Raw genomic sequence first — 12971 nt, forward strand, 5'->3', positions numbered from 1 at the left:
TGAAAACCCGCGCACTCTGTCAAAAATCAGTCTTACTGACACCTGCCCAAAAGATTTCCCAACAGGCCCCTGCAACGGGAAAGCACAACACTATACTCAATAGAAATTCCCATAAAAGGGAATCAAACATCATTAAACACCATGGATGGAGAATTACCATGATAAGGCAACTCAAAATAACCGCCCTTCTGACAGCAGCCCTTCTGACCACAGGCTGCGGCTTAAAAAAAACCAGCAGCGAAATGGCCGCCAGTGATTACCAATCAACCAATAACGTTTTCAACTGTGATCTACCCTTCTGTCTTTTTGAGGAAAAGACGCCCAAGGCCATATATTTTGACTTTGGAACTTCGGTTCTGGATATGGAAGATCGCAAGTTACTGGATACTGTTGCAGAACAGATGGGTGACTCCAGGCGTATCGAACTCACGGGCTATACCTGCAAAGTTGGTTCAAGCCGGGCAAACCAGAATCTTTCTGAGAGTCGGGCCCTGGCTGTAAAAGCGTACCTGATGCATAAAGGTATAGAAGAAGAGCGCATTACAACGTCGGGTAAAGGCCAACACAGCCCTGTTACCCTCAACAACAAAGGAAACGACCGTTCGCAGAATCGTCGGGTTGAGATGAGGATCTTTCGTTAATCGTCTCTGATTTGATTGGACTACACGGTTAGCGAACTTCAAAAAGGTACCGGTCAACCGGTACCTTTTTTTATTTCCAGGGAAGGTACAGGGATGTACAGTATCCCGGAAATGCAGGAGCAAGACTCCGCAAACACCTAAAGCGTCATCACCTTCAACAGATCCAGCGCACTGATTACCCCCTTCAGTGAGCGATCCCTGGTAACCATAACCCGGTGAATACGCCCTTTAACCATCGCTTCAGCGACGTGGATCAGCGGTGTATCCGGAGACACTTCAAACACCATCGGCGTCATAATATCATTGACCAGAACGGACTGATCCACCAGGTCATGAAAAGAGCGCTGATCTTCCGGTGACAGTGAATCATCGATCATGGCGCTGTAAAAATCATCATCCCGCCTGGCCAGATCAACCAGACCACTGCCTGCCTGCCGGACAATATCGGAAAATGACACAACGCCGATCAACTGTCCGGCATTATTCACCACCGGCGCACCGGAAATGGCCTTATCCGTCAAAAAGCGCGCCAGCCGATCCACTGACCAGTCAGAGGGAACAGTCATCACCTTCTGACACATGATTTGTTCAGCCGTCATGCTAACTAAGGGGTTGTCATTATTCATATCCCTGGCTCCCGGAAGAAACACTGTCGGGATCAGTATGACCTATTGCGGCAAACCACTATCTTGACCCAGATCAATATTCAGGATGAACAGAGAGTAACCGTCACTGTGCCATCACCCCCGTTTAAGCTGAAGCAGCTTATGGGAATGCCACTCCCCTTCCCACAGGTTCCTGACCTGTTTAAATCCGGCATCGTCTGACCATTGCCGAAACGTCTGCACCTTTTCAGGAAAGTCACAGTCTGTAATATGAGCACTCAATGCCTCCAACTCCCGAACTGACATGGCTGTCCAGTTGGAATGCATATAAGCCAGATAATTTGCAAGGTACCGCTGCCTGGATTCGCCGGGCTGTAAAAATACATCGTAGATAAACATCACCCCATGCTCACGAAGACAGCGATAAGCCATCTCCAGGCACCGTTTTTTGTCATCAAATGACAGATGATGGATACAAAACCCGGCGAGAATAATGTCAAACTGATCATCACAGGACGATAGAAAATCCATCATATCCTGACAGTCAAGCTGAAACGCAACATCTCTGCCGTTAAAACGCTCGGTCAAAACCTCAAGAGCCGCAGCAGAACTATCAACGCCCCGATACGCATTGACCGTCAGCTCCGGTAGCAGCTGGAAAAACACCTCGGCATCGCCACAACCCAGATCAAGAATATCCAAACCTTGCGGCAGCGGCTCTATCTGCCTGAGGATATTGTCAGCAATACTGTTGTGCCCCATATAGCCCTGGTCAACAACGGTTCGATAGGTACGCCACTGCTGGAAGAAATTGTCCATGCTGTTGGTCTTTTTAGCGCGGGTAATCAACCAAGCATAGACGAACACACAGCGGTTACGCCCCATTCAATAAGCGGTACAATCAGACCAGACTAACAAAGGCATGGAGTGAATGCTTGCATGAAAACACTGGTTGTTTTTGCCCACCCGGTTCCTGAGAGTTACAACGCCAGCATCTTGCAGGTGGTGTCTGATGAGCTGCGGGCAAAATCATTTGAGGTACAAACGCTGGATCTCTATCAGGAAAATTTTGACCCCAGAATGAGCACCGCCGAGCGAAGAACCTATAAGGACAGGGACAACACCACTACCGTAGAGAAATATGTGCACCAACTGCAATGGGCTGAAGCCCTGATCATGATCTATCCCACCTGGTGGATGGGACCACCGGCAATCCTGAAGGGCTGGCTGGATCGAGTCTGGCTTCCCTCTGTCGTGGCCGATTTTGGCCCGGATGGGGTAAAGCCAAAGCTAACCAACCTGAAGAAGATTCTGATCATTACCACCCAGGGCGCATCCCGCTGGCGGATGGCCCTGATCGGTAACCCACCCCGCAAAATGATGAAACTGAGCCTGAAGGCCGTCACCCAATGCCGGGATATTGACTGGCTGACTCTGTACCGCATGGATAAGATTGCCAAACCCCGGTTAAGCCAGTTCCTGGACAGAGTCCGCCAGAAAATCAAACACTTTTAGTCATCCACCACTGACAGGGATGGCACGGCCGGGGCCTGCTGATGACGTAACCACAGTTTTGCCGTCATATGCCTGGCCATATCCCGGTAGATCATGGCGATCTGTGATTCTGGTTCGGAAACAACCGTAGGCGCGCCCTGGTCTGCCTGTTCACGAATCATCATGGAGAGGGGCAGGGAGCCCAAAAGGTCGATTTCAAACTGCTCAGCGATACGGCTCCCCCCACCTTCACCAAACAAATGCTCGGAATGGCCACAGTTTGAGCAGATATGAACCGCCATATTTTCCACCACGCCCAGAACCGGCACACCAACCTTGCGGAACATCTCCACACCTTTTCTGGCATCAATCAGCGCCAGATCCTGAGGTGTTGTCACCACCACACTGCCGGAAACCGGAATTTTCTGAGCCAGGGTTAATTGAATGTCACCGGTGCCCGGAGGCAGGTCAATCACCAGGTAATCCAGGTCATGCCACATCGTCTGAGTCAGCAACTGAATCAGCGCACCACTGACCATGGGGCCACGCCATACCACAGGGGTATCTTCGGTCACCAGAAACGCCATGGACATCACCTGAATACCATGGGCCTCAATGGGCACGAAAAATTTCTCATTCTTCACATCCGGCCGGGTGCCATCGGCAATGCCAAACATCTGTCCCATACTCGGGCCATAGATATCGGCATCCAGAATACCCACCCGCGCACCTTCTGCCGCCAGCGCCAGTGCCAGGTTCGCTGCGGTGGTGGATTTACCCACCCCACCTTTACCGGAAGCCACGGCAATGATGTTCTTCACACCGGCCATGGTTTCCAGCTCACCCTGAACCGGTGCCGGATCCACTTGCCAGTTGACCGAAACATCCACCGACGCAACGCCATCGACATCTTCGATTTTACTGGCCAGTATCTGGGCCACCCCATGACACAGGCCTTTGGCCGGGTAACCCAGCACCAGTGAAGCGTTGACGTTGCCATTGTCAATGTTCAGGGATTCAAGACAGCCAGCATCCAGCAAATTATTTTTCAGGTAAGGGTCCTGATAGCTGCGGATCGCCGCTTCAATATCGGCTCGGCTTGGATTCATGGCCACACTCCAGTCGGCGGGAAAATAATATTCGGTTTAATAAGGGTTTGAGGAGAGAAATTCAAGAGGCACGCTTTTCGCACACATCACCGCCGCAGGATTTACTGCAAATACAGTAGTCAGTCGATTCGCGGAGTTCAGGGTGCCCTGCATTTCATCAGGGATGATTCAGTATCAGCCCTGGTCAAACACTTTCCTTAACCGATCCCGGGCTGATGCCCCATTATCCGGATCAATACCCTGAGAAATCATTGTCTCCCGCTGATGCTGTTGCGCCGCCTCTTCTGCCAGACGGGTGACTTCTTTACTGCGACTATCTTCAATCCCTTTCAGGATACTGGCCTCCAGATCTTCACCTTCCAGTACCCGGTTACAGAGTATTTCATAGTTTCGCTCAAATACCGGAAAAGCGATCCGTTGTTCCTCACTGCGCAGCATCATCCAACCGGTTTCACGGGCGGCAAGATAAACCGCAATATGCGACCATGGATATTCTCTGTGCTGTTGCGGGGCATAACAGGCCTCATAATAAGCCTGCAGGGGCTCTTTTAACCCCACTTCATCGTATCGCAGCTTGCACAGCTCACGGATATCACTGAGATCGGGAAAAAATTTAACGGTATCCAGCGCCTTTTTTGCCGCCATCAAAATACGACGGGGGCTGAATTCCTGCAGAGAGTTTTTCCAGACCCGCTTGGCACGGATGATATCTTCATGGGTTTGGAAAGCCCGCTTGAACTTCAGGGGATAGGCATCTTCCAGCAGCGTGAAAACCGCATTAATGGCATCAACATGATCGGCCCCGGAACGGGCCTGTTGCGTACCAGGGCCAGAGGCTGCCTGATCACAGGCCGCAGGCGTTTGTTGAGCGATGGACAGCTGCTCACTCGCCGTCTTCGAACTGGAAGCCGTCGTCCCAGCTCCGGTCTGTAAGCTTTTCAGCTGTTGATCGATGAGATCTTTGCCCTGTTTCACTTTGATTCCGCTTCCACTGGTAAATGACGTGGGATTTGAACTTGTTCTGCCAGGCTTTTCGCGCCTCACCCGTCTCATGCCAGTACAACTTGAAATCAACCAGCTGGGTAGCAATAAATTCCAGGGGTATCCCCTGATGGGCCTGGAGAAACTCCAGAATTTCCCGGGATGGAGCAAAATCTTCCGGCAAGGGCTGAACCCGGGCACCCTCACGGATCACAGGCTGAGCCTGACCAAACACAGGATGCTCTTCCTGCTTGCGGGTATCCGGCTCGATTTCCCAGGGTAATGCGCCCGCATTGCGCCGGCGAATGTAATGTTTGTTCTCGTCAGTCATGTAATCAACAATACCTGCCTTCCCGTTTCTGGTCTAGCTTGATCAATGATATCACCCTGTTTGCCATACGGTTTCGTCAACACAGAAAAAGCGGCACAGGAATAACCATCGTCAGCCCGGACAGGGAAGTTTGCTGCTGAAGCCATGACATGGCAATGAGTAAAGGACACAAAAACCATCAGCACTGCCCCATGATCAATTAGCGCACTCGAACCAGAGTGCTTGTGAGGCCCGAAGGTCGCCTGATGAATGCAAGCCCATGTCTTGTTGACATTATTTTATCAACGATTGCCTCGAAACATAATTAAAAAATTCATGATACAAAACCATCTTTGTACGGCCGTAGATCACTAATATAATCATCAGTTGCAAAAATTAGCGCCTTGATTTCAAAAGAATTAAAAAATACGAATATTTATTTAGCGATAAAATAGTCAACTCAGGAAACTTTCAAAGGGTCTCAATGATCTGAAGAGGAGGTTTTTTAATCAGGAGAGTGAGAATGGACCTACAATACCCAGGTTCAGGTTACGATCATACAATCCACAGTCCCCGTGAGCAGAACCTTCCCCATTCGCCCACTGCGTCGTCCAGGGAAGAAGCAAAAACGCTTTACCACGGTATGAAGACTGCTAAATTCTCGCCTGATTCTGATACTCTGCAACTCGCTTCTCACCTGCATCCCTCAGGAGAGGAACATGCCAAACAGCTTCCGACCAGAAAGCGAACAATCCCGGATCAACACTCTCCGTCAGCTTTCACCCTGAACACCAATAAGGAGAGCAACAGCCAGTCGTTTTCTGCCCTTATCGCCAGGGCAGAAGAACAGGCTGAACGTTTAAGGGTTTTATTAGAAGGACACACAGCGTCGCTGCCACGTTTAACCTCCACTAAACGGGAGCATCGTGCTGATCAGCCTCAATCCCCACTCAGCAGCCACCCGCCCCAACAGGCCAGGGCAACTGAAATTAAACCAATACTCCAACAGAGCCTCAAAACACAAATCACTGAACCGGACATCACTGGGCAGTCATCATCAGAAACACGGGCGGGACTCACCGTTCTGGATGATCCAGCTGCTGACTCTGCATTTGAACAGCCTGATGTCGGCACTGTGGAAGCACCATCAGGCTCAACGGACAGCGCTTTACAAAACCAGCTCTCACAGGATGACCAACCCAGTACCTCCTCATCCGCATCTCCTACAGAAGGTGTCTATGAAATTCAGGAATATCCAGTTGATGTAGAGAAAGACCAGGGATCACCAGGAAGTGCCGTGGAGCAGTTTGTAACCACTCATGAGTTTTTCAATCAAGAACAGTATCAATCAGGGCCTGAAACCAGCGGCAGTAAAGATAGTGGTCATCTCGAAGATGAAGTCATAACCAGAGATTCTGCGAGTTATTTGCCGCCTATGGATATCAGAACCGGACCACCAGCAGCAGATCAGAATCCGATTACCCAAACCATAACGCACAGCCTTGAAAGTAAAGTGAGTGAGTTGGAAATAAGTGGGGCTGATAAAGAAGATGACGATGCAACCTCAATCGATGCAACAGCAATCAATGACAAACCTGAGAAAACGGGCACCCAACCGGATAAAGCCTCAGTTCTCCCATCGTTGAGTGATTCTGCCACAGAGACTGACATTTTGGCTGAAGCCAAATTGAGCCCGAAAAATGAGGATGATATTCAGCTAACCTCCGAATCAGTGCAAAAAGAAAAGCCTGCCTACAAGACACTCACAATAAGTGTTATATCTGTGGCCACCCCCCACCTTAAACCAGCAAAAAAAACACCTGAAAGACTGGACACCAATCAAAACACCAGGGCTCAGGATACCGTAGTCCCAACAGCCAGAAAAAAGTCGGTTAGATGGGCCGCACCGGTGGAACAAAATCCCCCCTCCTCCGTTCAAACAGAAACACAAAAACCGCAGGCAGAACCATTGAGAACCGGGTCCGCATCCATTTCCAGCCCGGCAAAGCCTGTTATCGAAGCAAAAAAAGCAGCAACCGTGGGTACGCCATTGCCATTATCTGACGGACCTCGCACTCGCAGTATTAAAATCACCTACGAGTACCGAAGGCGACATTACGAAGTTTACAAACAGACGTTTTCGCCAGACACGACCCTGGAAGTTATTCAACAGCGTATGAATGCTGAAATCAGCAAATTTAAAAGCTCTGGGTACAAAAGTCAGTACCCCATACGGGCCGAAATCAGCTCTGTGATAAAAGATCTTCCTGATAGCAAAAGAACGATTTCAGTGGATTTGCCGGGGACCAGGCACGAAGAACATCAAGATTCTGCTGCTACTCCACCCTATGAGCAAAAAACAGCATCACTGCTTGATGAACTGAAAAACGCTGAAGCCGAGTCGGATTTTTACTAAACGTTGTTATTAAAGTAAAGGGACAGTTACGTACATCTGTCTTTTGCCACCCCGATGGTTATTTTCCTGAAATCTGATGTCAAAGGACTGATCAGATATTCAGGAACACCAATAAGTAGTTAACCAGCAGGGAGGTAAATGATTATCGTCAACGATGGAACTTTTCACCAATAGGCTTTCCTCTGGACAGTTTGTATAATGCCGCATTCCCGTTTTTTATCCGACCATCAAGACAGAATCGCATGAGCCAACGCAAAATACTTGTCACCAGCGCCCTGCCCTATGCCAACGGCCCTCTGCACATGGGGCATCTGGTGGAATATATCCAGACTGATATCTGGGTTCGTTTCCAGAAACTGTCTGGCAACCAATGCACCTACGTTTGTGCTGATGATGCCCACGGCACTGCCATCAGCCTCCATGCGGAAAAACAGGGCATCTCACCGGAAGAGTCCGTGGCTCGCATTAACATCGAACGGGTTCGCGATTTTGGTGAGTTCCATGTGGCGTTTGATAATTACCACTCCACCCACTCAGAAGAGAACCGCAAGCGCTCAGAAGCGATTTACCTGGCTCTGAAGGAAAAAGGCCATATTGTCAGTCGCAATATCATTCAGGCTTATGATCCTGAAAAACAGATGTTTCTGGCCGACCGTTACATCAAGGGTGACTGCCCGAAATGTGGTGCCTCTGATCAGTATGGCGACAACTGTGAAGCCTGTGGAGCGACCTACTCACCGGCAGAACTGAAAAACGCCCGGTCAGCCATTTCCGGTGCCGCTCCCGTTGACAAAGAGAGTGAACATTTCTTCTTTAAGCTCTCGGATTTTGCTGACTTCCTGAAGCAGTGGACCCGCTCTGGCACCATCTCCGAGGAAATTGCCAACAAACTGGCTGAGTGGCTGGATGCCGGCCTGCAGGACTGGGACATCTCCCGTGATGCGCCTTACTTCGGCTTTGAAATCCCCGGAGAAACCGGTAAATACTTCTATGTATGGCTGGATGCGCCCATTGGTTATATGGCGGCATTTGAAAACCTCTGCCAGCGCCGCGATGACCTGAACTTTGATGAGTACTGGCAAAAAGACAGCCAGTGCGAGGTACATCACTTTATTGGCAAAGATATTGTCAACTTCCACTGCCTGTTCTGGCCTGCCATGCTCCACGGTACCAGCTATCGCACCCCAACCCGTGTGAATGTGCATGGCTATCTGACCATCAACGGTGAAAAGATGTCCAAGTCCCGTGGCACATTCATCACCGCCCGTACTTACCTGGAACACCTGGACCCTGAGTATCTGCGTTATTACTACGCCGCCAAACTCTCCAACCGTATCGATGACCTTGACCTGAATACCGATGACTTTATCCAACGGGTAAACTCGGATCTGGTGGGCAAGGTGGTCAATATTGCCAGCCGTAATGCCGGTTTTATCAATAAGCGTTTTGGCGGCAGGCTTTCTTCTGATAACAGTGCACCAGAACTCACTGCCGACTTCCAGGAAGCGGCACAGCGTATTGCCGGGCACTATGAAGGTCGCGAATTTGGCAAGGCGATGCGTGAGATCATGGCGCTGGCAGACAAAGCCAATGCCTGGATTGACGAAGTGAAGCCATGGGTGGTTGCCAAAGAACAGGGCAAGGACCAGGTTCTGCATGACAGCTGCAGCACCGGCATCAACCTGTTCCGACTGCTGATGATCTACCTCAAGCCGGTACTGCCAGCCATGACGGTGAAAGCGGAGGCCTTCCTCAATGTTGCCCCTCTCACCTGGCAGGACAGCCAGACGCTGCTCCTGGATCACAACGTTAATAAATTTGAACCATTGATGACCCGTGTCGAAGCCGATAAAGTAGCGTCCATGATCGAAGCCAGTAAGGAGGTCCTGGCCCAGATGGAATCATCCAATAAGCCAGCTGAAACGTCTTCTGTTTCTTCTGAATGGTTAGAGAAAGATCCTGTTGCTGACGAAATCACCTTTGATGACTTCGCCAGGGTCGATCTGCGTATCGCCAGAATTGTCAACGCCGAACTGGTGGAAGGGGCGGGCAAGCTGCTGCGTCTGACTCTGGATATTGGCGAACCCGAGCCTCGCAATGTCTTTGCCGGCATCAAGTCTGCCTATGCACCAGAAGCCCTGGTGGGCAAACATACCGTTATGGTGGCCAATCTGGCTCCACGTAAAATGAAGTTTGGTGTGAGCGAAGGCATGGTATTGGCCGCAGGCCCCGGCGGTAAGGATCTGTGGATTCTTGAACCTCACGAAGGTGCCCAGCCTGGCATGCGTGTGATGTAATCGTCCTCAGCCGTAGAAATAGAGCGTAGCCCGACAGCTACGCTCTGACGTTCATATCACCGGGCTGATTACAGAAAGCACCGTTAGTATAATTGACCTAGCCCTGAACAACGCTAGCGGGCCGGTATGAACTGGCCATACCCTCTGACTTTACCCAGTTCCGGAGCCAGATTTTCATCATCAACGGCAATTTTGCCTTTAATCATGACGTACTGCACAAGACCCGGGCTTCGGTTAACCAATCGGCGAATATCAAAGTTTTCCATTTCTGCCCAGTGGACTTGTTCCGGGTCCTGCCCGAATGCTTCAGGGTCAATTACCACGATATCCGCTCGATCTCCTTTTCTTATCCGCCCGGCGTCGATACCAAACCATTGAGCCTGATCCCCGGTAAATCGGTAAAACTTCAGTCTTTTTGTCCAGCCAGCGCGCTGACCGAAAACAGATCGGTAGGTTCTCAAACATCAGCGCATCGAAAGCCAGTCGTTTTCCCGGTTGCATCCGACAAGGTGATCTCAGCAAATGAAACTGAACCCGATCCTACCAACACGGTCACGCTGGTTCCCACGAACTTTTTCTTCAGAAATCTGTCTTAAAAGTTTGCTGTTTGACATTCAACAACATACCCAATCACAAACTTAAAGGAATAAGAGTATGCAGAGCCCTAAAATAACAGCGAACAATGTCGGTGCAGCTTTCGAATTGCAGACTTACGGTAGCAATTCCGGCAACACTTACCTCCTGTTACATGTCTTCCAAGTCCAGGAAGACCGTTACCGATTTTTTGCTGGCAAGTCAATCAACGATAAACTCCACAAAGTTCCGGTAACCTTTTCCAGGGCTGACACCTGTCACATTCTTCTACAAAACACCCTCACCCAGTATCATGTACGTCCGATCGAAGATATTAAATCCCTGTTCCCTCCGAAAGACTCAAAGCCACCGCACGAGTTAAATCACGCCATTAACAACGATCACCCATCCGCTACACCATGGAAGTTTTAAAGATGAATACCAATAATAAAGTTGGCCAACCTAATGACTATAACGCTTTAGCTTTTGAGAACGTAACTCCTCAAAAAAGACTGGCAAATTCTACATGCGATCCTCTACCTCTACAGCCCCGTAAAATCGCTAAAATGACAACAGAAACTGAGGTTTTGCCCGTCAAAAATGAGCAGTTACTTAAGACCAATGATTCGACAGAAAATGGCACCAGACATGGTGTCACCATTGTTCCTGCCCGGGACTGCTTTCCATTACTGGCCATGCCAAGTGAACCTTTATTACGGATTTTGGGTTATTTATCACACAGAGATATTGTGGCGATAGAACAAACCTGTCTGGATTTAAGGAACTTAGCCGCCAGGCTTCTGAACGTCAGGAGCCAGGCATGGTACGCACAGTTCGAGACATCACAACAGCAGCAATTCACCCGGATCGCTAAAAACATCAGTCAACATAAACTGAAAGCCTGGCTTATGCAGTTTACCCGGGATGAAGTGCTGGTCAGCCGTCTTTGCAGCCAGCTGGCCGGGGAGGAGAAAGACGACCTTGAGGCCTGCAACCCGGAAAAGATAACATCGTTCCCTCAACGCCTGTTTTACCGGGTGGCTAAACTCATGGTTGACTGTCCAGTCTTTAACCCGGTTTTAGTATCAGACATTCAGTGCAAGTCCTTTAAATCTGACCTATGCCTACTTACTCCCAATGATGTCAGCTACCTGGTAACCAACTGTGATAGTGCCAATTGCTGTACAAAAATTCATGTCCTTTCAGCGAAGAACCTTGACCACAGGGAGATCTCCATTCATCGCTGGGGCTGCGTCAGGGCGGTCCCCCTCAGCGCTGATAAACGCCATATAATGAGCCGCTGCGGCGACCAGGCGGTAAAAATCTCCAGCCGTACTGCCACTGACTGCTGGGCAGAGCAACTCTCCGTTGCCCATGAAAAGGAGATCTGGTCGGCCACCTTCAGCCCCGATAGTCGCCATGCAGTGACGGCCAGCGAAGATATGAGTGCATACATCTGCTCAGTGGATCAAACTGGCTGCTGGGCATTAATAGCGAGGATTACCCATGAGGGTGTTGTTAATTCAGCTGAATTCAGCCCTGATAGCCGCCTGATAGTGACTGCCAGTGATGATCACACCGTAAAAATCCATGAGTTTGCAAACGGCACATGGCTGACAAGAACCACCCTGAACCATGATGGCAGGGTGTTCTCAGCCAGGTTCAGCCCGGATGGCAACCATATCATCACCGTCAGCCATAATCAGAATGACGGCCAGACAGCAACGATTTACAGCGTTAATGCCGATGGCCGTTGGACAAAAACAGCCGACATCATCCACTCAGAAAAGATTTGGACAGCTTTCTTCAGCCCTGACAGCAAACATGTCGTGACGGCCAGTAGCGATCATACCTGCAAAATCTTCAGTTGTGACATCGGCAACAATTGGCAGTTTAAAGCGGTTATTCACCATACCCGGCGGGTTAGCTCTGCCCGCTTTAGTCCCAATAGTCTCCTGATAATAACAGCCAGTGATGATTGCTCGGCGAAAATCTACGAGTTTGATGTAGACCACAGGAGTTGGTCACAGCAATGTTCCATTACCCATAAATGTCAAATCACCTACACCCAATTCAGCGCTGATAGCTGCCGAATTTTGACCCTGTCCGGAAACAACTCACCAACACACAGCGTCAATCACCAAGCCAGAATCGACTCTCGTAATGCCAGTGGCCAGTGGTTGCAAATCGGCAATATTGTACCAGAAAGCGAGGCTCATTCAGGCCAGTTTAACCACGATGGCTCCCATGTTGCCATCTGTGACTCTAGCGGCAAAGCTCTGATCATTGGCATTGAGGCTGATCGCAAAGAGCTACAGGTAAAAGCCTCCCTGCACCACTCATACCGGCTCGGCCTGGCAGAATTCAATGCCAACAGCAGCCATATCGTCACCATAAGCCGTGATGCCACGCAATTTAAAGTCTGGTGCCTGTACGGTAAGGATTTAGCGCCACCGTTGCCCTCGAAACTTACCTGTTTACCGTTGCCGCCTCCATGCAAAAAAAGTCCGCAAGCTGATCCACAGTTGAATGGTTAGGGACTGTC

The 12971-nt window shown here is 49.9% G+C and carries 12 protein-coding genes; 6 read left to right on the forward strand and 6 right to left on the reverse strand.

Annotation, left to right across the window (positions count from 1 at the left end; all coding sequences use genetic code 11):
- Window positions 1-158: 158 nt before the first annotated feature.
- A complete protein-coding gene (locus J7439_RS01050; protein ID WP_209199838.1) occupies window positions 159-641 on the forward strand; it encodes an OmpA family protein in 483 nt (160 codons plus the stop codon).
- A 137-nt stretch (window positions 642-778) separates the two neighbouring features.
- Here J7439_RS01050 and J7439_RS01055 read toward each other — a convergent pair whose 3' ends face one another.
- Both J7439_RS01055 and J7439_RS01060 read right to left on the reverse strand, forming a co-directional pair.
- Complete coding sequence (locus tag J7439_RS01055; protein WP_209199839.1) at window positions 779-1267, reverse strand: CBS domain-containing protein; 489 nt, start codon at window positions 1265-1267, stop codon at window positions 779-781.
- Window positions 1268-1381: 114 nt separating this feature from the next.
- Window positions 1382-2113: a class I SAM-dependent methyltransferase gene (locus J7439_RS01060; protein ID WP_209199840.1), complete on the reverse strand. Its 732-nt coding sequence runs from the start codon at window positions 2111-2113 to the stop codon at window positions 1382-1384.
- Between the two features lie 72 nt (window positions 2114-2185).
- On the opposite strand from J7439_RS01060, the gene J7439_RS01065 reads away from it, so the two are divergent.
- Window positions 2186-2761: an NAD(P)H-dependent oxidoreductase gene (locus J7439_RS01065; protein ID WP_209199841.1), complete on the forward strand. Its 576-nt coding sequence runs from the start codon at window positions 2186-2188 to the stop codon at window positions 2759-2761.
- On the opposite strand, the gene apbC is transcribed toward J7439_RS01065, so the two are convergent.
- From apbC to J7439_RS01080, 3 genes are all read right to left on the reverse strand, one after another.
- Window positions 2758-3849 carry an iron-sulfur cluster carrier protein ApbC gene (gene apbC, locus J7439_RS01070; protein ID WP_209199842.1) on the reverse strand — a complete coding sequence of 364 codons (1092 nt, stop codon included), beginning with the start codon at window positions 3847-3849 and terminating at the stop codon, window positions 2758-2760. The genes J7439_RS01065 and apbC overlap by 4 nt on opposite strands.
- 174 nt (window positions 3850-4023) lie before the next feature.
- The gene (locus tag J7439_RS01075) at window positions 4024-4824 is read right to left on the reverse strand and encodes a replication protein P (protein ID WP_209199843.1); all 801 of its coding nucleotides are present in this window, start codon (window positions 4822-4824) and stop codon (window positions 4024-4026) included.
- Window positions 4733-5161, reverse strand: a complete 429-nt coding sequence (locus J7439_RS01080) for a DnaT-like ssDNA-binding domain-containing protein (protein WP_209199844.1) — start codon at window positions 5159-5161, stop codon at window positions 4733-4735. Before J7439_RS01080 ends, J7439_RS01075 begins: the two co-directional genes overlap by 92 nt.
- Before the next feature lie 502 nt (window positions 5162-5663).
- On the opposite strand from J7439_RS01080, the gene J7439_RS01085 reads away from it, so the two are divergent.
- Complete coding sequence (locus tag J7439_RS01085; RefSeq protein ID WP_209199845.1) at window positions 5664-7556, forward strand: hypothetical protein; 1893 nt, start codon at window positions 5664-5666, stop codon at window positions 7554-7556.
- Between the two features lie 242 nt (window positions 7557-7798).
- Window positions 7799-9853, forward strand: coding sequence for a methionine--tRNA ligase (gene metG / locus J7439_RS01090; RefSeq protein WP_209199846.1), 2055 nt, complete (start codon window positions 7799-7801; stop codon window positions 9851-9853).
- 113 nt (window positions 9854-9966) lie between these two features.
- Here metG and J7439_RS01095 read toward each other — a convergent pair whose 3' ends face one another.
- Complete coding sequence (locus J7439_RS01095) at window positions 9967-10314, reverse strand: amidohydrolase family protein (RefSeq protein WP_209199847.1); 348 nt, start codon at window positions 10312-10314, stop codon at window positions 9967-9969.
- 193 nt (window positions 10315-10507) lie between these two features.
- On the opposite strand from J7439_RS01095, the gene J7439_RS01100 reads away from it, so the two are divergent.
- Together J7439_RS01100 and J7439_RS01105 are read left to right on the forward strand one after the other, a co-directional pair.
- Complete coding sequence (locus J7439_RS01100; protein ID WP_209199848.1) at window positions 10508-10858, forward strand: hypothetical protein; 351 nt, start codon at window positions 10508-10510, stop codon at window positions 10856-10858.
- Window positions 10859-11013: 155 nt separating this feature from the next.
- Window positions 11014-12963 (forward strand): F-box/WD repeat-containing protein, encoded by a 1950-nt coding sequence (locus J7439_RS01105; RefSeq protein ID WP_209199849.1) that lies wholly within the window; start codon window positions 11014-11016, stop codon window positions 12961-12963.
- The last annotated feature ends 8 nt before the right edge of the window (window positions 12964-12971 follow it).

It is taken from the genome of Salinisphaera sp. G21_0 (assembly GCF_017744115.1).
Classification (GTDB): Bacteria; Pseudomonadota; Gammaproteobacteria; order Pseudomonadales; family Endozoicomonadaceae; genus Endozoicomonas.

What these genes read in the sequence shown, in the direction of transcription:
- J7439_RS01055 (WP_209199839.1), bottom strand. Translation starts at nt 1,267, where the DNA reads ATGAATAATGACAACCCCTTAGTTAGCATGACGGCTGAACAAATCATG.
- metG (WP_209199846.1), top strand. Translation starts at nt 7,799, where the DNA reads ATGAGCCAACGCAAAATACTTGTCACCAGCGCCCTGCCCTATGCCAAC.
- J7439_RS01050 (WP_209199838.1), top strand. Translation starts at nt 159, where the DNA reads ATGATAAGGCAACTCAAAATAACCGCCCTTCTGACAGCAGCCCTTCTG.
- apbC (WP_209199842.1), bottom strand. Translation starts at nt 3,849, where the DNA reads ATGAATCCAAGCCGAGCCGATATTGAAGCGGCGATCCGCAGCTATCAG.
- J7439_RS01100 (WP_209199848.1), top strand. Translation starts at nt 10,508, where the DNA reads ATGCAGAGCCCTAAAATAACAGCGAACAATGTCGGTGCAGCTTTCGAA.
- J7439_RS01065 (WP_209199841.1), top strand. Translation starts at nt 2,186, where the DNA reads ATGAAAACACTGGTTGTTTTTGCCCACCCGGTTCCTGAGAGTTACAAC.
- J7439_RS01085 (WP_209199845.1), top strand. Translation starts at nt 5,664, where the DNA reads ATGGACCTACAATACCCAGGTTCAGGTTACGATCATACAATCCACAGT.
- J7439_RS01080 (WP_209199844.1), bottom strand. Translation starts at nt 5,161, where the DNA reads ATGACTGACGAGAACAAACATTACATTCGCCGGCGCAATGCGGGCGCA.